Annotated in this window: 12 protein-coding genes; 5 read left to right on the top strand and 7 right to left on the bottom strand. The window is 36.1% G+C overall.

What is annotated here, in order from left to right:
* Positions 1 to 3: 3 nt before the first annotated feature.
* From QMO11_RS05650 to QMO11_RS05640, 3 genes are read right to left on the bottom strand one after another with little or no spacing between them, the layout of a single operon-like run.
* Positions 4 to 1,782 (bottom strand): arylsulfatase, encoded by a 1,779-nt coding sequence (locus QMO11_RS05650; RefSeq protein WP_282036420.1) that lies wholly within the window; start codon positions 1,780 to 1,782, stop codon positions 4 to 6.
* A 4-nt stretch (positions 1,783 to 1,786) separates the two neighbouring features.
* Positions 1,787 to 3,034 carry a family 16 glycosylhydrolase gene (locus tag QMO11_RS05645; protein WP_282036419.1) on the bottom strand — a complete coding sequence of 416 codons (1,248 nt, stop codon included), beginning with the start codon at positions 3,032 to 3,034 and terminating at the stop codon, positions 1,787 to 1,789.
* Between the two features lie 17 nt (positions 3,035 to 3,051).
* Positions 3,052 to 4,578: a family 16 glycosylhydrolase gene (locus QMO11_RS05640; protein WP_282036418.1), complete on the bottom strand. Its 1,527-nt coding sequence runs from the start codon at positions 4,576 to 4,578 to the stop codon at positions 3,052 to 3,054.
* A 159-nt stretch (positions 4,579 to 4,737) separates the two neighbouring features.
* On the opposite strand from QMO11_RS05640, the gene QMO11_RS05635 reads away from it, so the two are divergent.
* Positions 4,738 to 6,210: a tetratricopeptide repeat protein gene (locus tag QMO11_RS05635; RefSeq protein ID WP_282036417.1), complete on the top strand. Its 1,473-nt coding sequence runs from the start codon at positions 4,738 to 4,740 to the stop codon at positions 6,208 to 6,210.
* Positions 6,211 to 6,426: 216 nt separating this feature from the next.
* Here QMO11_RS05635 and QMO11_RS05630 read toward each other — a convergent pair whose 3' ends face one another.
* The 4 genes from QMO11_RS05630 to QMO11_RS05615 all read right to left on the bottom strand — a co-directional run bounded on the left by QMO11_RS05630 (position 6,427) and on the right by QMO11_RS05615 (position 15,369).
* Positions 6,427 to 8,412 carry a Helicase associated domain protein gene (locus QMO11_RS05630; protein WP_282036416.1) on the bottom strand — a complete coding sequence of 662 codons (1,986 nt, stop codon included), beginning with the start codon at positions 8,410 to 8,412 and terminating at the stop codon, positions 6,427 to 6,429.
* Between the two features lie 699 nt (positions 8,413 to 9,111).
* A complete protein-coding gene (locus QMO11_RS05625) occupies positions 9,112 to 10,971 on the bottom strand; it encodes a sulfatase-like hydrolase/transferase (protein WP_282036415.1) in 1,860 nt (619 codons plus the stop codon).
* 305 nt (positions 10,972 to 11,276) lie between these two features.
* Positions 11,277 to 13,496 carry a T9SS type A sorting domain-containing protein gene (locus tag QMO11_RS05620; RefSeq protein WP_282036414.1) on the bottom strand — a complete coding sequence of 740 codons (2,220 nt, stop codon included), beginning with the start codon at positions 13,494 to 13,496 and terminating at the stop codon, positions 11,277 to 11,279.
* Between the two features lie 154 nt (positions 13,497 to 13,650).
* Positions 13,651 to 15,369, bottom strand: coding sequence for a glycoside hydrolase family 2 protein (locus QMO11_RS05615; RefSeq protein WP_282036413.1), 1,719 nt, complete (start codon positions 15,367 to 15,369; stop codon positions 13,651 to 13,653).
* A 519-nt stretch (positions 15,370 to 15,888) separates the two neighbouring features.
* On the opposite strand from QMO11_RS05615, the gene QMO11_RS05610 reads away from it, so the two are divergent.
* The 4 genes from QMO11_RS05610 to QMO11_RS05595 all read left to right on the top strand — a co-directional run bounded on the left by QMO11_RS05610 (position 15,889) and on the right by QMO11_RS05595 (position 21,578).
* Positions 15,889 to 16,698, top strand: a complete 810-nt coding sequence (locus QMO11_RS05610) for a hypothetical protein (RefSeq protein WP_282036412.1) — start codon at positions 15,889 to 15,891, stop codon at positions 16,696 to 16,698.
* A 280-nt stretch (positions 16,699 to 16,978) separates the two neighbouring features.
* Positions 16,979 to 18,088 carry a hypothetical protein gene (locus QMO11_RS05605; RefSeq protein WP_282036411.1) on the top strand — a complete coding sequence of 370 codons (1,110 nt, stop codon included), beginning with the start codon at positions 16,979 to 16,981 and terminating at the stop codon, positions 18,086 to 18,088.
* 383 nt (positions 18,089 to 18,471) lie between these two features.
* On the top strand, positions 18,472 to 20,643 hold the full coding sequence (locus QMO11_RS05600) for a S9 family peptidase (protein WP_282036410.1): 2,172 nt from the start codon (positions 18,472 to 18,474) through the stop codon (positions 20,641 to 20,643).
* A gap of 254 nt (positions 20,644 to 20,897) precedes the next feature.
* Positions 20,898 to 21,578 carry a hypothetical protein gene (locus tag QMO11_RS05595; protein WP_282036409.1) on the top strand — a complete coding sequence of 227 codons (681 nt, stop codon included), beginning with the start codon at positions 20,898 to 20,900 and terminating at the stop codon, positions 21,576 to 21,578.
* Positions 21,579 to 21,690: the final 112 nt, after the last annotated feature.

The following is a 21,690-nucleotide window of genomic DNA, read 5'->3' as shown; positions in this document are numbered from 1 at the left end:
TTATTAGTTTTTATTGCCTAGATATTTTATGTAAGTATAGTATACGCCATAGTTCTGTTTTCCTTCTATGAAATCATTAACTAAAAGCGTTTTTCCTTTTTCAAGATTCACTGTAAAAGTTACGGCCTCATCCTTTTCTGTTATTGCTTTTTCGAGGATTTTATTAGCGATGCTGATTCTTACTTTTTCAGGATGAATGGTTTGGTAGGTATACATCCCTTTGGGATTTTCTGATGGAATACCCCACACTGGCCCTGAGCATTCTTTGGGCCAACGGCGACATTCTACCTGATACTTACCGTCGCGTTCCACTTTAATGGCGTGGCTGTTGTTCTTATTCTTCTTGCCTGCGCATACTTGTTCTGCTTTCCAAATTCCACCGTCTTCGCCAATGGCGTGCTGTATGCTTAGGGTAACTTCCTCTTGTGCTGCGTGGCCTATTAGGTTGCAAGTAAACTCATTATACTCGGTGTTTTCTTTTGCTTTTGCTAAGAATTCCTGATTTGCATTCAGCATCTGCATCACCAACTCCCTTTGCTCATTGGCAACATTATTCTTTTGCTTTCTATCGTCTTTTATATTGTACAACTGCTTTCCGTTTAGCAAACGCCAATCATCCTGCATAATGCAAGTCTGCTCAATATCCATTGGCGGGCGCCAATCTTGACGGTGGTGTACATATACATTTCTTGGCTGTAGATTTTTACTCTCCTTACGTAACAGAGGTGAGAAATCAAGACCATCTAATTCCATAGCCTTAGGAACCTTCAGCTTACACAATCCTGCTAAAGTTGGAATCAAATCAACATGAGCTGTTAGTTCACGGATATCTTTACCGCCTTTTATTTTGCCATCTTTCCAACGAATGAAAAATGGAACACGATGACCGCCATCGAGCTTACTACCTTTTTTACCACTGAAGCCCATGTTGTAACCAATCTTTCCATCTTTACTGACTCCATTTCCGGAACCGTTGTCTGTGGTAAAAATCAGGATGGTATTATCTGCCAAACCCATTTCCTTAAGAAACTCCTCAAGCTTGCCGAAATTTTCATCTATGTTGGTAATCATTCCGTAAAACTCAGCGCTGTATATATTTTTTCCTACTTCTGATCGGTAAGGTGCTGCATATTTCTCATCCACAATCAATGGACTATGGGGTGCATTTGTAGGCAAGTAAATAAAGAAAGGCTTGTTCTTATTTTCCTTTATAAACTTGATGGTTTCGTTGAACCAAACATCGGTACAATAACCCTCGAACTGTTGCGGCTTATTATTTACGTAGTAGGTATCATCAAAATAGCTATTGCCCCAATAATCAGAAAGCTCTCCTACTCCACCAGCTTTGTGAAATACGGCATGATCGAATCCGCAGTCTGTAGCACGCACCGGGTAATTATCGCCCAAATGCCATTTGCCAAACATAGCGGTTGTGTAGCCGTTTTGCTTAAACATATCAGCCATGGTTGGTGCGCCATCAAATAAAGCATCTCGGCCTTTATAGGTAGCCCAAACCCCATTATTTATAGGGTAACGCCCCGTCATAATTGCACCACGCGTTGGCGCACAAAGCGGACTCACATGAAAGTCGGTCATTCGAACCGATTGCTTGTAAAAAGCATCGAGATTTGGTGTTTGTATATAGGTATTTCCATGACAGCCAATGTCTCCTATTCCCTGATCATCGGTAAGAATGAGTATCACATTAGGCTTTTCTCCCTTTTGAGAAAAAGTAGAACCAAAAAAACCAAGGAAAATCATTAGATAAAAGACCCTTTTCATAGTATTATTTCTTTTGATAATAGCGTACATAATCCACCTTCATGCTTGTTCCATCAATGGCATCAGTAACTGGGCCCGACCACTTGATGATGGCCAAACTTAACCATATGGGAGATTCGCTAAAACAGAAATCATTTTTCTCCCTGCGTACCTCTTGCCCATCGAAATAAAAAACTATGTTTTCTTCGTCCCACAATAAGCCATAAGTATGAAACTCTTCTCCAAAATTGTAATCCTCAGATACATCTAACACAGAAATATCGTTCCATTTTCCATTATAGAAATATTGAACCTTATAATCAGAAAGCAGGTTGTGCCAATTCTTATGCTTATCTCTCCATCCATTTAAAAATTGAATACAGCCAATGGTGATTTCGTTATCCCATTCAAACTCTATCCACTTGTTTCCTTTTTCTTGTGTGCTCCAGCTTGTATTCCATTTACCATCAATCAAATTCTTTTCTGAATTATTGTTTTTGTACGAACCGCTTGAGCTAATTTTCACATCCTTGGCTGTGGCTAGATTCTTTAAACCCGCAATATCGGTATCCGCTGAAGGCGACATTACATCAGGATAATTTCCGTTGTTGATGCCGTAAACCCTGAACTCACCAATATTAAAACGTGCGTTATTATTTGATTGTAATCGTACTTTTTGCGCTTTCACCGGAATTTCTAATTGAATGGAATATCCGGGTTTAGCACCAAATGGGAAAGCTTTATGATATGAGTAATGCTTTTTCTTACCATTTTCATCATAAGTAAAATCGCTCCATTGGTGGATGTTGGTATTCATTTCGTTAGGATAGTGCCCTTCGTTAATATCTATTTCAAAACGCTTACCTTCTTTCGGGTCAGCACCTCTTGTCATTAACCAAAACGAGTTATTGGTAGCCTCAACAGCTGCATACTTATATCTGCACTCGAAGTATCCGTACTTGAATCGCTTTTTAGTCCATATACTACCTGAAGTCCACTCCTGACCTCCTTTATTTTCTTTTCTATTTTCTAAATACAGCAAACCATCCTTTACTACGGCATTCTCGCGCCAGCGACTACACAGAATATGATGGTTCGACCCGTTTTGCGAATCCCAACTATCATCTAATTTACTATTGGGATAATCAAACTCATCGTGCCACGATAGGTACCAATTTTTAGTGGTATCAATTTCGGCGGGTAGTTGAGCATATATTAATGTAAACGATGTGCTTAAAAATAGCGCAATAACTAAAAAAAATGCCTTTTGCATAATTGTGGATTTATTTTCTAGTTCTTAATGAATGTTCCTGACTTTGATCCGTGCTGTGATTCAATCAAATAACAATACATACCCTGCGGCAGACTTGCAATATTGATGGTTGATTCATTTACTTGATCGTGATGAATTAACCTATTGCCCGTTGCATCAAAAATTGAAAGCGAATCGTTAGGTGATATTCCTTTAAAGCTAATTTGATTACTGGCAGGATTTGGAAATACCTCCACCTTATTGCCTGCGGTGGTCCCAACACTTGTATTTTCATTATATTGGTAATAACGCACATAATCCACTTTCATACTGGTACCATCAATGGCATCGGTAACAGCTCCTGCTAAGCCATCGGATAATAAAGCCAAGCTTAAATATATTTTGGTTTCGGCAGTTACAAAATCGTGCGGAAAGGTTCTGATTAATTCACCATCAAAATAGTATTTAATCACATCCTCTGTCCATAACATCCCTACGGTATGAAACTCCTCTGAAAAATCTGCACCATAAGCAATGTTAAAGTCGGCAATTTCTACCCACTCGTTTCCGTTATGATATTCTATTTTATAATTGTCAATCAAGTTTTTCCATGTAGATCCGCTTAACCAACCGTTGGTAAACTGAATACATCCAACTTCTTTCGATTCTGAAAAAGAAATCTCTAACCACTTTTCACCCTCTTTTTGTGTAATCCAGCTTGCCGCAGAACCCAAATTGATGCCATCGGCTACATTTTCAGGACTAGTGTTTCTACCATCAATAACATAATTTCCACTAGCAGAAAAAGTAGTTCCTGATGCTCTTGAATGATTTACCAAACCATCTACTTCGTTATCTGCACCATTTGTAGTGGCATCTTTCGGATAACCATTTGCATTGGGTGCATATACTCTGAACTCGCCAATATGAAAATGAGAACCATGATTTGATGAAAACCTAATTTTATTGGTGTTTATTGGCGTGCTAAGTTTGTGCGTATAGGCAACTTCCTTTTCAATGCCGCCCATCTCGAAGTATTCTGGCCATATATCATGACTTCCATCTTCATGCTTATCTGTCCAATTATGAATATTGGTATTTACTTTATTCGGATAATGTCCTTCATTAGGATCTAATTCAACCGCCTTCTCTCCTTCAGGAATATCGTAGCCAGTCCACATCCAAAACGAATTATTAGTACCCGTTGCGCCTGCATATTTATACTTGCACTCGTAATAACCATAATGAAACTTCTCCTTTGTCCAGATACTAGCTGCAGTCCATTCCTGTCCTCCACGATTTTCTTTTTTAGCCTGAAGCTCTAAAATTCCATTAGCCACAACAGCATTCTCTCGCCATCGACTACAAATAACCATCCCTCCCGATGGTCCATTTTGTGAAATCCAATTATTATCGAGCTGGCTGTCTTCATAATCAAACTCATCGTTCCAAGATAGGTACCAACCATTATCGAGATCAATTTCACTGGGTAGTTGAGCAAAGGAATTTAACGAAAGCCCCAAAGTGAAAAATAGGAGTATGTAAGCGTGTGTTATTTTTTTCATAGAATTAATTTTTTTCTGATTTAAAATTGTTATCCAAAGTTATCTTAGTGAGGCTATTTGAGCAATCAGTAGGGCTAGCATATAACTTGACTGCACTTGCAAACCACTATAATATAACTATATTTGAAGCCATCGACACAATAACAACAATCTTACAACATGCTCTATTGTAATATATTAAAGAAAATACCCCTCATCGTACTAATCATTTATCCCCTATGGAATTTAAAGGCAAATTCAAATGAGGATACGCAAGGCAAAAGCTCTAATTCTATCCTTAATATTATTGAATTGGCCAATGATGATTTGTTAACCGGACGTTTCAACAGCTCCTTTGAACGACTTAGTAATATATTGCCCGAAGCTATACAGACGAAGGATACGGTGGCTCAAATTTTAATTTATCGCAAGTTTGGGGTTTTGTATGGTAAGTTCGGACAAAACAAGCTTTCGCTTGAGCACATGAAGAAAGGCTTAACTTTAGCTAAAAAGCAGAAGAATACAAAGCTCACCATTTCTTGTTTACACGCCTTAGCATCGCAGTATTCTGAGATTGGTGAATACCATACCTCTTTGCAATATCTCGACTCGTGTTTGTTGCGTAGTACTAAGCAATTTATTCCGCATTATATAAAATCGCTGTATGCCCGTAATTTCTTAAGAATGGGTGAATATGGGAAGGCTACCGAATATTTTAATGATATTTTACCCGAATTAAAATATACCAATTACAATCATCAGGTGGCTATTATTAATAATGTAGCTGAGTTAAAATTAGCCATCAACCAAACGGATAGCGCTCAGTATTACTTTGAAAAAGCTTTAGATATAGTAAATAAACAGCAAATTCACCCTATGATTAAACCCTCGTTGTTAAACAACCTGGCACAGTTGTATTATAAAAAGGGGAACAAAAATAAGGCCTACCAGTACATGAGTGAAGCTAACACTTGTTCTGATAGTATTTTTAATATACTTGGCGAAAACAACAAAGAACTGTTTAAACTAAAAAGTAAATACAGCGACGACATACTTAAGAAGGAACAAACCATAAAGGAACAAAACCTACATATTGAAGCTATTAACAAAGCGAGTTTCCGCTTAAAACTGTTGATTGCCATTTTATTGGTTCTTGCAATAATTGCTTTTTATACGGTAAAAATGCGATTTAAAATGCGCAGTATGGCTCAAACACAAGAGTATACTAAAAAGAAGAATGAAGCTGTGTTAGAAACAAAAAATAAAGAATTGGCCGTTAATGCCTTACAACTGATAGAAAAAGAACATACCATAGAGGAGTTACTAGACTTTGTAAAGGAAAATGACAAAGATAAACACAAAAGCCTTGCGCATAAATACGAGCAAAACAGCAAAAAATTATGGAACGATTTTCATGATAGGTTTACGCAAATAAACAATCAGTTTTATGAGCGTTTGCTAGAGATTGCTCCAGGGCTAACCCCTACTGAGCTTAAACATTGTGCGCTTATTAAGCTTAACTTTGATAGTAAAGAGATGGCTCAGATTTTGGGTATATCGCAGAATAGTGTGCACATGAGCCGATCGAGAATACGTAAAAAACTAAATTTAAATAGAGAGGATAGTTTGAGTAATTATATTGCGGGGATTTAGCTGTATTGCTTTGGTTTAAATTGATTTGCCATGAGCAGAGCTTCATTGTATAATGGAATGACTTCTTCTTTACCTACTAAAACAAATACACTGTTCCCCATGATGTAAGAAATGCCGTATAGGAGAACTGTACATACTTTTATGCAGTAAAAAGTTGTGGTGTGAGATGTTCTACGCTAGACTAATGGCCTAGCGGCGCTCTACTCGATTATGTATTCATTTTTTATTTAAGATTCCAAGTTCAATCAACTTATCAGCCTTTTCTTTTCTTAGTTTATCAACACTATAATTGGTCTTTTGCTGGGAAATCCATTTATATAACTCCTCGTCAAATTCTCTAGTGATTTCGGCATCTCCATATTCCTCTATAAACAATTCTATCAATTCAATATAGTCATGCCAACGTTTTGACTTTTTACTTGTAGCTGGAAGTTTAACTCTTAACTTTTCTAATTCAACTATTTGCTCATCTTTCAATTTGCCATATCTGAATGCTCTTCGTTGACCATGAACCCAAGCAGCTAATTCAGGGTATTCTTTATCGTCTTTGTTTAGATTGGGATTAGGTATCTTTTTTAATTTTTCTAGTTTTTTAAACCATAAGGTTGTGATATGACCTTGCTTATCTTTCTTCTTTTGAGTCCCAATTTCAAAGAACCCAATATCATGTAGCATTTTAATCTTCCATTCTTCTTTTACCCCTTTCGTTTTTATACGATATACATAATTTCCTAAGGATGGATTAGGTTTATAACTTGAAGAAATATTAAAATTTCCATTATCAATTTTAAAATTGGAAAGCTGGTCTATAAATTTTTGAAATTTGAAAACATCCATATCCCAAACTACTCCAAGTTCTTCCAATAGCTCTATTCTATCCTGGGAAAGAATCTTTCTCTTTTTTTTATAATGGTCTCGTTGATCGTTTAACCATTTACCGAGCTGTGGATATCTTTCATCTTTAAAAGTTTGTGAAACATTGCAATCACCAAACTCTAATTTATATTGCTCCAATAACGCTAAGTTGTCCAGCCAGCCATCTTCATTGTTGATCGTTCGAACACCACTCATGTCCCATTGAAAACCTATATTTTCTAGTTTCTCAATTTGCCATTGCTTTAATTTTTCATTCTTGTACTTGCCTCTTTCTATAGCCACCCAATTTGATATATAAAACAGAGGATGAGTATTGTCCTTATATCTTTTAATATTGCTATCTCCCGTTTGTTTATATATTTCAAATAGCTGATTATAACTTTCTAGCCATTTCCTTTCCCAAAATAATGGATGACTATCACCAAAATAGAAATTAATGCTTTCCAATTTTTGTTGATGTTCTTCAGGCATTAAGTTTGCCTCATATAATTGTTTCTGCTTCCGATACCAACCATATAATGTTCTATCCTTGTAGTCTTTCGGAACGGTGCAATGATTATTATCTTTCTGAAAAGCTTGCATTTTAACAAACATAAAATCCCACTTTTCCAGATATTCTTCTGTTATTTTTAAAATTGATATATATTTCTTAGGTGGTTTGTTGTCTTTAATTTCAATTGTCCCTAATTCAGGAATTTCAGGATTCTTCCCTTTAGGCTTTGATTTATCATGTGTTTTTGATTTTCCTTCTGAATTTCCCTCATAATTTTCAATTGAAACAAGTTCCTTCTCAACAAGTTCCTGCAAATACGCTGGGGATAAAACTACAATATTTGAATCTGAGAAATCTAACAAAGGAGCATAATACTCTTTCAGTTGATTTAATACCTTTATTCCACTTTTATCGTTATTTGTAAAATCCAAAAGAATCGATGATTCAACGTTATAAAACAAACCCGATTTAGTCAAGTTGGATGAACCTGTTATAATTCTATTTCGTTCGCCTTCAAATAAATAAATTTTGGGATGATAAATATATCGGTCTGAATTATATATATATGTCTGAACATTTAAAGACAGTAATAACTCCAAAGCCTCTTTAGAGGTTACACATTCATCTATTCCAACATAAAAAGTTAGTTCACGTCCTTCTTTGAGTGCTTTTTCAATAAATGGCTTAAGGTATATTAGACCTGGTTTCCTTATAAATGCAACAAAAACAGTAATCTGAGTAAATGCAGAATCATTGATAGCAGAACATACATGATTCCCTGTAGTTTCATAATCTTCAGAATGTATTCCTTGTCCTATAAATTCAACTATCATAACTTCAATTTATTAGGTAGCTAACGTTCTACGAGGTTGTTTTTAAAATACAATACAACTATATATACCCCACTAGTATGTGATATGTTTAATAAAAACCAAATATATAAACATTTAGTAAACGTTTAACGCTTTAAGTACCCTAAAAATTAGAGTGATGTGGGCTTGTTTCTCATAGGCGTCAGGTGCTTTGGGATCTTGTTTGATGCAAGCTTCCTGCAGCCGTGCAACAGATTTGCATCGCTGATGCAAGCTTCCTGCAACCGTGCAGCGGATTTGCATCGCTGATGCAAGCTCCCTGCAGACGTGCAACGGATTTGCATCGCTGATGCAAGCTTCCTGCAACCGTGCAGCGGATTTGCATCGCTGATGCAAGCTCCCTGCAACCGTACAGCGATTTGCATCGCTGACGCAAGCTCCCTGCAACTTTGCAGCAGATTTGCGTCGCTGACGCAAGCTTCCTGCAACTGTGCAGCAGATTTGCGTCACTGACGCAAGCTTCCTGCAACTTTGCGGCGGATTTGCGTCACTGACGCAAGCTTCCTGCAACTTTGCGACGGATTTGCGTCACTGACGCAAGCTCCCTGCAACTTTGCGGCGGGTTTGCGGGGTCTATTCAATAAACTGTGTCACCAGCATTTTTTCTTTTGCTAAAGCCCTTCATAAAATATCAATAATTCAATAATGCATTTGGTATTATTACTTATTAGGGATTAACTGTAAGGGTATATTTAAGCGCTTATCATCACTTCCTTTTGAAAAATTGCTAATTGCATAGCTATTGTCTTTATTCCAATCACATTCTACTCTCCCATCGCCAAGAACAATATTGCCCAGTTTATTTCTAAACCAATCTGCCAAAGCCCTATATTCCGGAGTGTTTGCAACATTTACTTTTTCAAGTGAATCTGTTCGCAAATCATATAAAGCCATATCAGCTTTTGGTCTATCGCATAGTAAAGCCCAACGAATATCGTTGTTAACATTTTCAGCAGTGGCCACATCCCATCTATCACGCGTACGCATTGAAAAAGCAAAATCTTTTGAGCGCAGGTAAGCGCGGTGCCCACAAACCACATTTACTTCGCCTATAATGTAATCGCGATTAAATTGATTTGGTTTAGCAACAACATCGGCTAAGTTATAACCATCTAAATAGTTGAATTCAGGCGCGCTAATATCTACTCCTGATGCTGCTAACATAGTGGGTGTAAAATCAACAAACTCAATCATACTATTCACCACCTTACCCGGAGGGAACTTTGTTTTATCTGAAGCTACCACAATTGCAGCATCATGTATCGATTGTTTCCAAGGGCCAAACTTAGCCATTATACCTTGCTCACCCAGGTGCCAACCATGATCGCCAACGGTAAAAATAATGAGATAATCCTGACTATTTGCTTGGCAATATTCCTTAAAGGCAGCAACCGATTCGCCTATTAATGCATCTCCATAGGCACAAAAAGCATAATAATCTCGTACCGCTTGCAGTTTCTCTTTATCAGTTAACTGATCTGTTTTGCACTCATTATAAAGTGTTACCAACTGCGGGGGAAAGTTTGAGAGTTCATCGGTACTAAAAGCAGGAATATTATATTTCTTCTTTTTAAATATATCTCTATATGCTTTAGGAGGCAGAATGGGTGTATGTGGTAAATGAAAGCCTAAATTAACCATAAGTGGTTTAGTAGAATCAGCTCCCTTGGCATCTTTACCTGCTAAGGTTTTAAAATTGGCGTTTTTATTCTGTAAATAATTCTTAAACTCCTTAACAATATAGGCATCAATTGTTTTACCGGCTGGTTGAGGGTTAACGCCACCTAAAATTAATGATTTATTGATGCGTGTATAACTTCGTAAAATATCAAATTCAGCATCTACCTTGGCTTGTTTTTCTTTTTCTTCGGGAGCAATTTCACTATCGAGCGATTGTGTTACGTAGGTTAATTTATCGCCGTTAGGATAAATACAGGTTTCTTTGGCATGAACAATGCTTAAAATACCTTCAGGAAATTCTGCTTTTGTTCCTGAATTAAAAACATCGCCAAATCCTTTATGCTGAAGGTCACGCGAAAAGTTAATGGTATGATCGTAAAAAGCAATATCGCCATCTTTATGTTGTATGCCCCAACCTGTTTTTCCGAATACTGCTGTACCATAACCATTATCACCCAATACTTGCGAAACCGTTTTACTTACAAAATCGGCTTTCTGGTGCGATTTAAATTTATAATGCCCACTACGAAATGGATACCTACCGTATTGCATTGAACTACGAGAAGGTGTGCACATGGGTGAATTACAAAAGGCATTGACAAATAAGGTGCCTTCGTTAGCTAAGGCATCAATTTCAGGAGACATTACATAACCCAATTGATTCTCTGCTTTTCCGCTTGTTGCTTTATTATAACAAGCCAAAGCATCTGCCCGGTGGTCGTCGGTTATAATCCATAAGATATTAGGTTGTTGTTGTTGTTGTTGTGCACTCACATGAACACCAAAAAACACCATTACAATAGATATGATGTTTTTAAATATAACTGTTGATTTTTTCATAGTTTATTAAGTTCTATTTAGACCTTTCAAATTTTAATAATAGTGGTCTCTATAGCAATAATAAATCTAAACATTAACTCAACAATTCAATTTTGTAACTATTGATAAACTATACCGGTACCTTTTGTGCTAAATATTTAACCTGCAATATCCATTTGGTATAAGTAACTATTATAATTCACCTTGTGCTTATTCCAAAGGCACACTGAAGTTTGATACTTCACATGAATATCAAAAAAAATCCTCAATAGCAGATGTGCCATTGAGGATGCTTTATATAGAAGTTGTTTAAGTTGTATTAAAGCTTATCTCTTCACAACTTTAATTGCGTATTGTTTATTTTGCTCCGAAGTAAGTACCAATACATAAATTCCGCTTTTAATATGACTTGGCACTAATAATTGTTGGGTACTCTCTGTTACACTCCAGGCATGTACCTTAGTTGCAGACATATTATACAAGTCGGCTCGTGCAACTTTAATTGAGGGCAATGCATTTATTAGTATATGATTATTGAAAGGATTTGGAGATACCGTAATACCGTCTTCTTTCTCAATAGGTTTTACGCTATTATCATCATCATTACCACAAGCCTCTCCGGGTAAACCGTAACATCCATTTCCTGCAGGTCCTTGATGAACATCCCAATCGATACCTGGCACCCAATCATCGCCTAACTCATAAGCACCAACATCAGGAGCATCGCCTACGTAGCCATCGGTATAGCCATCTATTACTCTACCCGCATCAATAGCAGGCGTACCTGCTTTTAGGGTAAAATCGTTACCAGAATAACTAGTAAACGAAGTGGAATTGCCCAAGTTATTCTGCAGGTCATTTCCTTCAACATGTGCCAACCAGTTTTCACCCGTATCTTTATTTCCATCTGCATCTGATGAGCGTTGATCTGAGAGATTGTTCCACATATGCACATTCTCAAATTTATCGTCCTCGTTCGCTCTTATCCATGCGCCCATGGTTCCACCATCAGCTTTGCAGAAGGTGTTATTGAAAATATCCAAATTCAGTCCTTTCCAGTTAATCTGAAGATTAGTCCATTGCACATTCCAAACTACATTTCGATAAACTCTTACATCGCCCGAATTGTTATCCAGATAAATTCCCGCAGCTTTGTATAGGCCATCTCTACAAATAGCATCGTGAAACCAGTTGTGGTGAATATCCATGTTTAAGTCACGCCCGATAGTGTATAACAAAGCGCAATCGTGAGCAATTAAATTACTCTGAGAAAAATCGTTATACGCCACCTCAGAACCTTTAGAAATAATTTGTAATGCATCTCTACCTCCACGAGTTACTTTATTGTGGGTAATTTTAGCATTTCGCTGACCGCGAATCATTAAAGGTGCATCGTAGCTACCAACCATATTAAAGTTGTGAATAAGTGAGTTGTTAACGGTAGTTTCTGAGCCAGAATCCCAAATTCCAGAACCATCGCCAAAACCAATCTCACACTTATCAATGGTAGTATTAACAGAGTTCCAGCTAATATCAATCGACCTTACGCCTGTATGAAAGCTTTTGGTAATACCTCTGGTCATTCCGCCATACAAACTAGTGACTCCATTAATTGTATTCCCAGTTCCATCAATTAGTATGCTACCTCCAAAAATGGCCAAGTTTTTAATATGAATATGATGGCGACTTTTTAAATCGACCGCAGTCTCTCTTCGCGCCATTGCAATAGCTCCATCCTCTGGTTGAGCACCATCGGGTAAAATCACATATAGCATTTTAGTACTACTATCAAAGTACCATTCGTTTTTATAATCCAGAGCTTCTTTAATACCTTCCAGATAAAAATCACCGCCATCGCCCGGTGCATGTGCACTAAGAATCCACGCAGGATCTTTTATGGCATCAAAAATGACTTTTCCTGCCGATGAATCTTTAATCCATTCTTTCCAAGCTAACCAACCAGAGCCAGACTTATCACCAAAAAAGAAGATTGAACCACCGTTTGACCAGTCCCAATTGGGAATTTCGCTATTCTCGAGGTAAGCATTAACACTTGTTTCTGAATTACTTCCGCCTTCAGCTCGCAAAGAGTTCAATGTAAATCTATCACCATCTTCGTTGTTTGGCCAACGTGCTAAATCAAGTACGGTTTCTCCATTCATCACAAAGTTTCTTTGTCCCAAATCCCAATCGAGCTGAGCCTTGTAACGTTGCCCGCCGTCTGATGTCCACCCACTTATGGCCTGCATTGCCGAAATAATTACTTTTTCTCCCTCAATAGCTTGAAAAGTAATAGGACTAGCTTCTGTACCTGAGTTAGCAGGATTAATGGTTTCTTCGTAGGTACCTTCGCCTATATAAACCATATCTCCGGCCATGGCCAATGATGCTGCCTTAGCTATTGTTAAAAACGGAGCATCTACAGTTCCTTCATTATCATCATTACCCGCTTTAGTAACGTAATAATCTTTTGAGTATCCGTTACCAAACAAAAGCATTGAGGCAACAAATAGAAATACTATTCTAGTAGTAGTTGTTTTATTCATAATAAGAGTTTGCTGATTATTTTTAATACAAACTCAAATATAGAATAGGAACACCCCCATTGGGGGAAGATATTCATCTAATTATGTCGTGTATATTCTTTACCTATTCTATTTTCATGAATACCTCCCCCTATTTTGGTAGTTACTACCATGATCAATCTCTTGTAAATACTTCTTGTAATTGCCAATAAGCTTTCTTTTTGTTTCGCAATTCGTCTACTACACCCCACTCTCTAAAACCGGATTCTGGTGTACCTTTGTAATTGCTTCTGTAGTCGTTATAACACCATAAGGATAAACCCACAACGTAAGGATATTCTTTAATGGTTTTAATGTAGTTGATGAGCTTCTCATCCAATTCGGCATCTGCCCCTCCACCTATCTGTTTCAATCCTATTTCTGATAGAAAAATGGGTTTGTTAGGAAACTTCTCGTGCGTAAGTTCTGTGTTACGAATAGCATCACCATAGCTATTAATACAAATTAAATCGAGCTTATCGTAGGGTTCGTTACTCATATCGGTATGCTTTCCATAGGCTGTGATTGATACATATGTTTTCAATCGAGTACTATCCAAAGACCCAACATAATCGAGCATTGAGTTAACGTATTCATACTGTTCAGTGGTTAAGCTTTTGGCTCCCCATGGCGCAATAGAATCTCGAAGTTCATTGCCCACACTCCATCCCACAACGCAGGGATGATTATAATCGCGGGTAATTAACTCATGCATCCATTTTTTGGTTTGAGGATTGTTAGGAAATGATTGTGGATCATCATCACCCCAAACAGGTATTTCTTCAATAATAAGATAACCAACACTATCGCAAAAATTCAAAAGATTAGGCGCTAAAGGAGCATGCATCATTCTTGAGAAACTTGTACCTAAGGCTTTCATATCCATAATATCACTTTTTACCAATATATCAGGCTCTGTATTTCCATATTCCGGATGATCGTGCACTCTATTTATACCATCCATTTTAATGGGACGATTATTAAAAAACAATTGTTCCCCTATGGCTTCAATCTTTCTAACACCAAACTTATCATCTTTATAATCAAGCACTGATCCATTATGCTTTATTTTACTTGATAAGCGATACAAATACGGATGGTCTAATTCCCATAACTGATAATCGGATAATTTTGCCTTAATAACATATTGATGAAATGCTGTTGAATTCCCCTTTATTGAAATCTCCTTTTGATATTCTTCTTTACTATTGCTCCCATCAATAATAGAGGACAGTATAGATACATTTTGAACTTCCGTTGCGTTATTCTCAAGCTTATACTTGACATTAATGGTAAGGCTGTTATTCTCAAAATCAGGAATCGCATCAATATGCTGATACATTATGCGAACATCATTATTGGCTACTAGGGCAACATTACGACTTATACCACCCCATGCCCACCAAGCACCACGTTTATAAGTATTATCGGCCTGCACTACCAATTGATAGGCATTACCGGTATCTACCAACTTGGTGATATTAAACTCAAATGGTGTATATCCACCAACGTGCGTACCTAATAATTCGCCATTGAGCCACACTTTGGCCGTTTGATATACGGCGTCAAATTTTAAGCGAATTTGCTTATTGTCCCAATTAGAAGGTACATTAATTGTGCGCTGGTAATATCCTTTACCAACAAACTCAGCGTATTTATCACTAGTATCCCAATTGCCAGGAACTGAGAGTGTATCCCACTCTGAGAAATGGGTTTTAAACACTTCTGCTTCTGTAAGACTATTAGAGGCTAAAAAATACCAATTGCCATTTAAACTAATCGTTTGTTTTTCGGTATTACAAGAGATCAATAATACGACAAACAAAAGCGTGAATAATAACTTGATTTTTTGCATAGAATATGTTTTTTGTGGCTACAATTTAATTGTGTTTATATAAAGTTATTTTAAGTTGTATTAGAAAACTAAAAGTAGCGAATGATTTCATTTACTTTTGCGAATTCCTATTCAATAGCAAATGTAGAGCGCATCGCCTTCTTTACACTAAGCTATTCTTATCGTATAACTATACAAGTAATAATTACAACTAGAATAAAACTATACAATACACACATAGAGATTCATATACAAACCCTTACAGGATAATATCTATACAAGTCAAAAACATTCTAATATTAAGCATAGTCTTCTCATACCTTAGTTAAATGTTTATAATAACTGAAGAAAGTTGTATTCACATTGATGCGAATTAGTATAAACTTGAATAAGCAAAACATTTTAAGATTGTAATTTCCATGGATATAATTTCGTTCATCAACTAAACATAGTATTTGGTGTAAAATTATAGTACCCAAGCCTAGACTTTATGAATACTATTCATTAAATTATTGCTTCTAACTAATTTAAATTAAGCTTATGAAACTCACTCAACTTACAAAGGCAGTTATTCTTTTACTAGTGCTTCAATCCTCCATAAACTATATTAGCGCCCAATCTAAAAAAGAAGTTCAAGAAGAACTAGATGCGGTATTAATAAAACAATCAGAATTGCTAACTAAGAATAAAGAACTAAATGCCTTACTTAATGATTATTCTATCTTTTATAGTAAAATTAAAAAAGAACTCCTAAGTAATCAAAATCAAGAAGAACCCGTACAACAAGGTACGCTATCTATTACTGAAAGTATACAGAATCTCAAAAACAACTCGCTATCATTATCGCTTGTTAGAGACTCGCTTGAGTTGGCTCTTAAAAAATCAAATGAAGAAATTACACGACTAACTATCCAAAATGAAGTTGTTAGAAACTACTTACTTGGCGATGCAGAAGAGGCTTCATTCCCAAGCTTAGAAAGCGAATTTGAAGGAAGCTGGAATTTATACCTAAGACCCATCCAAATGGTTGGTAAGCCCTTTGAATCGGGTTTTATTAGTACAAACCCACTATTGATGAATGATAGCATTAGTGCTAATTATTTATACAAAATAGAATTTGGAGAGGACGAAATAGCCACCCTATCCTTTAAAAGTGGAGAGGCAAAAAAGGTGTTCTATACCATAAATAATTTCAGTGTAAATGCTCCATATGATATAGTATTTACAAAGCAAAGCGAGTTTAAACTAGTGGCACATATTTCGCCCATGCCTAATGGTTTAGAGATTTCGTACGAAGTACCTCTAAAAACAGATAAGGTGATTTATTATTATGGAACCATTAAACGATAACAAACTTACCAAGTGAACTTGATACTGCTTTCGCTTACAATAATTCAAGGCGCCAAAATTAAACTAGGCTTTCTCCACATGTGCAGCAAATGTGGAGAAAGCACCCACTATCCTTAAAACATTTGGAAGGAGCTGATATTAAGAAAATTTCATACCTTAAGTAAAAAAGTGTAATCTACACACTTAAATACATTTGCAATTGAGAAAAAGTAAATGAAGACGCATATGATTAGAACAAAATCTAATTTGTTTCCTTTATCTCAATAAAAACCTATACATTATGAAAAACAAAACACTCAGCTACTCTTCATTACTCTTTTTGCTTCTACTTGCTATACCTTGTGCTAAAGCACAAAGTGGTATTCAGTTTCCTAAAAGTGATTCAACATCTGTTAAAAAAGAATATCCTTATGTTTTACCCATTTGGGGGCAAGAGGTTGTGGATAGAAATATTGACCTACAATTACCTTTTGGTTTTAACGTGAATTATGTATTTAACCAAATGTCGCTTGAGTTAACCGAATTTAGTATGAATTTTTACGATGGCGAAAACTTAGATGATATCATCAATCCAGAATCCTTAAATTTTACAGAAACGGTTGCTACATCAAATGGAGTTAACGTAAGAGCAGATGCTTGGATATTACCACTACTTAATGTGTATGGTCTCTATTCGAGAAATCAAGGGTCAACAAAAGTATCTTTTCAACCACAAATGGTTGAAACAGGCTTAGGGCCCAATGGAAATTTAAAGCAAATAACAACTCCGGTAAAACCGATAGATGTGCCAAAAGTAAATTTCTCCACTAATTCGTTCGGAATTGGTTCAACTGCAGTTTATGGATGGGACGATTACTTTGTTAGTGTAGATGGAAATATTACATGGACTACATCTGATTTATTGGCAGAAACAGTAACATTCTTTGTTGGATCAGGTCGAATTGGAAGAAGAGTTGTATTCCGAAATAAAATGAAATTGTCGGTATATATTGGTGCCATGTATCGCGACTTTGTAAATAGAGAGAATAATACAGGTTCCCTAGGAGTGCCAGAGCTTGATGAAGCCATGACTCAGGCAATTGGTGTTTTAAATACTATAAACAATGAGCAAATTGACCTTTGGGAAAGTTTGCCAGACAGAACTCCTGGTAAAGAAGAAAAACTAAACGAACTATACGCTCGTGAACAACGTCTTGATTATGCGCTAGGGAGAGTTGAAGAATCCAATGCAATTAACTACAGCATAAAAAAAGAAATTATTGATAACTGGAGTACTCAGTTAGGGTTTAACTATGAAATTTCAGATCATTGGATGTATAGAGCCGAATTAGGTTATAGAGCCGATCAAAAGTTCTTTATGACTGGTTTACAATATCGATTTGGTTTTTAGAAATATTACTTCAAATATTAAACCCGCATTAATACTAGATAGATCTAATATAAATGCGGGTTTATACTATCCTCTTAAAGGCATACTGAATACCATCTTCCAATACTTCTGCCCTTCTTTCAATACTAGGAAATACTTTCATTATCATTGATAAAATGAAGACACGCCTATCTCATAATTATGATATGGTGCCTTTGATTTATTTTCATACGCTAGACAAAATTATACCACTAATTATTAACAAAATCTGTTTTAAAACCGAATTATAAATTCGGTATACCTAAACAGTGTCAAATAATTGGTAGCAAAGCAACGTGCGATTCTACTTATCAATAACAACAAATTATTACTACATTTGGGCTTACAACCTAAAACAATAATATATGAACAGAACATTTAATTTACTGATGATTACAGCATTACTTTTAACAGCCTGTAATCCATCTGCAAAAAAACAAAGTATGATGCCAACAAATCTGCCTGATGCTCCTATTGCGGAGAAAAAGGATTCTGTATTAACCATTCATAATGATACACGTATCGACCCTTATTTTTGGATGCGTTTAACTGATGAACAAAAAGTAGCAGAAACACCCGATATTCAAACTCAAAAAGTACTTGATTATTTAAATGCTGAAAATAGCTATACAGAAACAGCACTTAAAAACACGGAACCATTACAAGAAAAGTTATTTGATGAAATTGTTGGTCGCATTAAAAAAGACGATGCATCAGTACCTTATTTCTCAAATGGATATTGGTATTATGTGCGTTACGAAGAAGGTAAAGAGTACGCCATTCACTGTCGTAAAAAGGGTTCTTTAGAAGAGAAAGAACAGATACTTTTAGATATAAATGAATTAGCCGTAGGACATGAATATTACGCAGCCTATGGTTTAAAAGTGAGTCCTGACAATAAAACATTGGCTTTTGCTGAGGATACTGTAAGTCGTAGAATTTACACCATCCGTTTTAAAAACATAGAAACAGGCGAATTCTATAGCGATGTTATACCTAATGTTGAAGCAGGAGGTGCCTGGGCTAACGATAACAAAACCTATTTTTACACATCTAAAAACTTAACCTCACTTTTAAGTGAAAAAATATGGCGCCATAAACTAGGCACAGCTAATAAGGCTGATGTTATGGTTTATCACGAGAAAGATCCATCGTACTACATTGGTGTTTACAAATCTAAATCTGATCAATACATCATCATTTACAACAGTAGCACTTTAGTGAGCGACTATCAGATATTAGATGCCAATAATCCTACTGGTAAATTTAAACAGTTTACCCCACGAGGTACGGATCACGAGTACTCAATCAGTCACTATAAAGACAAGTTTTATATTGTTACCAATGATAAAGCGCAAAACTTCAGACTGATGGAAACATCGGTTAATGCTACCGATATGAGTAATTGGAAAGAAGTATTACCTCATCGCAAAGATGTTTTATTAAATGGTATAGAAGTATTTAATGATTATTTGGTAGTAAGTGAGCGTAGTAATGCCTTACCTCATCTTCGCATCATCAATCAAAAAAACAAAGAAGAGCATTATCTTGATTTTGGTGAGCCAGTATATTTATCATATATCAGCATTAATCCAGAGTTTGATACTGAAATTCTTCGTTATGGATACAGTTCTTTAACTACTCCAAATTCTACCATTGATTACAACATGCGCACCAAACAAAAAGAGGTAAAAAAGGTGCAAGAAGTAATTGGTGGTCATGAACCAAGTGAATATGTTTCAGAACGCCAATGGGCAGTAGCTCGCGATGGTAAGAAAGTACCTATGTCTATAGTATATAAAAAAAGTACTGAGCTTAATGATGAAACCCCTCTCCTTTTATATGCCTACGGTTCATACGGTAATACAATTGATCCGTATTTTAGCTCAACACGTTTAAGTTTATTAGATAGAGGATTTGTTTTTGCCATAGCACACATCCGTGGTGGTCAGGCAATGGGACGCGAGTGGTACGATGATGGTAAAATGATGAATAAGATGAACACCTTCAACGATTATATTGATTGTGCCAAGCATTTAATTAAAGCAAACTATACATCGGCAGACCATTTATATGCAATGGGCGGCAGTGCCGGTGGTTTATTAATGGGTGCTGTAATAAATATGCAGCCCGATTTATTTAACGGAGTTATAGCTGCCGTGCCGTTTGTGGATGTGGTTTCTACTATGTTAGATGAAACAATTCCGTTAACCACAAATGAGTTTGATGAATGGGGAAATCCGAAAGAAGAAGCTGCTTATAAGTATATGCTTACTTACTCTCCATACGATCAGGTAAAAGCGCAGGAATATCCTAACTTACTAATCACAACAGGTTTATTTGATTCGCAAGTACAATATTGGGAACCAGCTAAATGGCTTGCAAAGTTACGCGATACGAAGACTGATGATAACTTATTAATTATGCATACAAACATGGAGGCCGGTCACGGCGGTGCTTCCGGACGTTTTAAACGTTACAAGGAAACCGCTTTGGAGTACAGCTTTATGTTTATGCTAGAAGGAATTGATCAATAGGATTTAATTTCTATCAAAACATTAATTAAAAGCGACTTGTTATTTAAACAGGTCGCTTTTTTTATATAGAAGTAATATAAGGTTGTAGGGCAATTACGAGAGTGGCGTATTGAGTTTTACCAATGAAATCAAGGTGTTATTCGCAGATTTTCGATACAACTTTAAACAACTTCTTAAATAATTTCGAATGCATTATTGAATGATTGATAAGAAATTGAATTATTTGAGGATGTTTTTGGTATAAACACTTAATTATGTCAGTAAAAATAATAACTCCGACTCCAAACCTTACAGAAAGCCTCGAGTTCTATAAAAAGTTAAACTTTAAGGTAGAAAGCTCTGGCACATCATATCTAGTTAGTGATGCTAAAATTACTATTGAACTTTCTGAAAATAAAAAATATAGGAAGGGCTTTAAAATTAGCACCTCAAATAAAGCTGAACTAATAAATAAGCTGAGTTCGCATGCTATCTTACTTAATCAAGATGATGATTCTATTGCAGTGGATAGAAATGGCCTTTGGTATTACATTACTGAAGAGGATTTCACAACAGCAGACGGTTCAAACCAATCGATTTTAGGTACAAATTTTGGTGTAAGTATCGAAACTGCACATATGCAACATACTAAAGACCTCCTTATTTTGTTAGGTTTCAAATTGCAAATGGAAAATGAGGAACAGGGTTTCATTCAGCTTAAAACTAAAGGTGATTTCTACATTAGTTTGATGAAACCGTTCTCTTGTCCACATTTATTTAATAACCCGGCACTCAACTATTTTAACGGGAAGGACAATCTTAATATTATTGATCATATCAAAACTAAAAACATCTCTGTTTATGAGAATATTACAGCGTTTAATACGGAAAACTTGGTAGATAACATCTCATTAATGGATCCAAGCGGCATAGGCTTTTTTATATTTAACGACTGATTGTAAAAAAATCATTATGTTTCATGTGATCATAAAAACTACCTTTGCAAGGTCAAAAAATTAATGACAAGGAGGACTCGACAACTTGTTGTAATTAAGCTATAAATTTAAA

Origin of the sequence: Saccharicrinis aurantiacus, from assembly GCF_947489045.1 — a bacterium.
GTDB classification, from domain to species: domain Bacteria; phylum Bacteroidota; class Bacteroidia; order Bacteroidales; family Marinilabiliaceae; genus Saccharicrinis; species Saccharicrinis aurantiacus.
The sequence above is the reverse complement of the archived record's forward strand: the minus strand, read 5'-3'. Positions and strand labels throughout refer to the sequence as shown.

Excerpts from the sequence above, each read along its gene's own strand:
- QMO11_RS05640 (WP_282036418.1), bottom strand. The coding sequence starts at position 4,578 with ATGAAAAAAATAACACACGCTTACATACTCCTATTTTTCACTTTGGGG.
- QMO11_RS05645 (WP_282036419.1), bottom strand. The coding sequence starts at position 3,034 with ATGCAAAAGGCATTTTTTTTAGTTATTGCGCTATTTTTAAGCACATCG.
- QMO11_RS05630 (WP_282036416.1), bottom strand. The coding sequence starts at position 8,412 with ATGATAGTTGAATTTATAGGACAAGGAATACATTCTGAAGATTATGAA.
- QMO11_RS05625 (WP_282036415.1), bottom strand. The coding sequence starts at position 10,971 with ATGAAAAAATCAACAGTTATATTTAAAAACATCATATCTATTGTAATG.
- QMO11_RS05615 (WP_282036413.1), bottom strand. The coding sequence starts at position 15,369 with ATGCAAAAAATCAAGTTATTATTCACGCTTTTGTTTGTCGTATTATTG.
- QMO11_RS05650 (WP_282036420.1), bottom strand. The coding sequence starts at position 1,782 with ATGAAAAGGGTCTTTTATCTAATGATTTTCCTTGGTTTTTTTGGTTCT.
- QMO11_RS05635 (WP_282036417.1), top strand. The coding sequence starts at position 4,738 with ATGCTCTATTGTAATATATTAAAGAAAATACCCCTCATCGTACTAATC.
- QMO11_RS05595 (WP_282036409.1), top strand. The coding sequence starts at position 20,898 with ATGTCAGTAAAAATAATAACTCCGACTCCAAACCTTACAGAAAGCCTC.
- QMO11_RS05610 (WP_282036412.1), top strand. The coding sequence starts at position 15,889 with ATGAAACTCACTCAACTTACAAAGGCAGTTATTCTTTTACTAGTGCTT.
- QMO11_RS05620 (WP_282036414.1), bottom strand. The coding sequence starts at position 13,496 with ATGAATAAAACAACTACTACTAGAATAGTATTTCTATTTGTTGCCTCA.
- QMO11_RS05605 (WP_282036411.1), top strand. The coding sequence starts at position 16,979 with ATGAAAAACAAAACACTCAGCTACTCTTCATTACTCTTTTTGCTTCTA.
- QMO11_RS05600 (WP_282036410.1), top strand. The coding sequence starts at position 18,472 with ATGAACAGAACATTTAATTTACTGATGATTACAGCATTACTTTTAACA.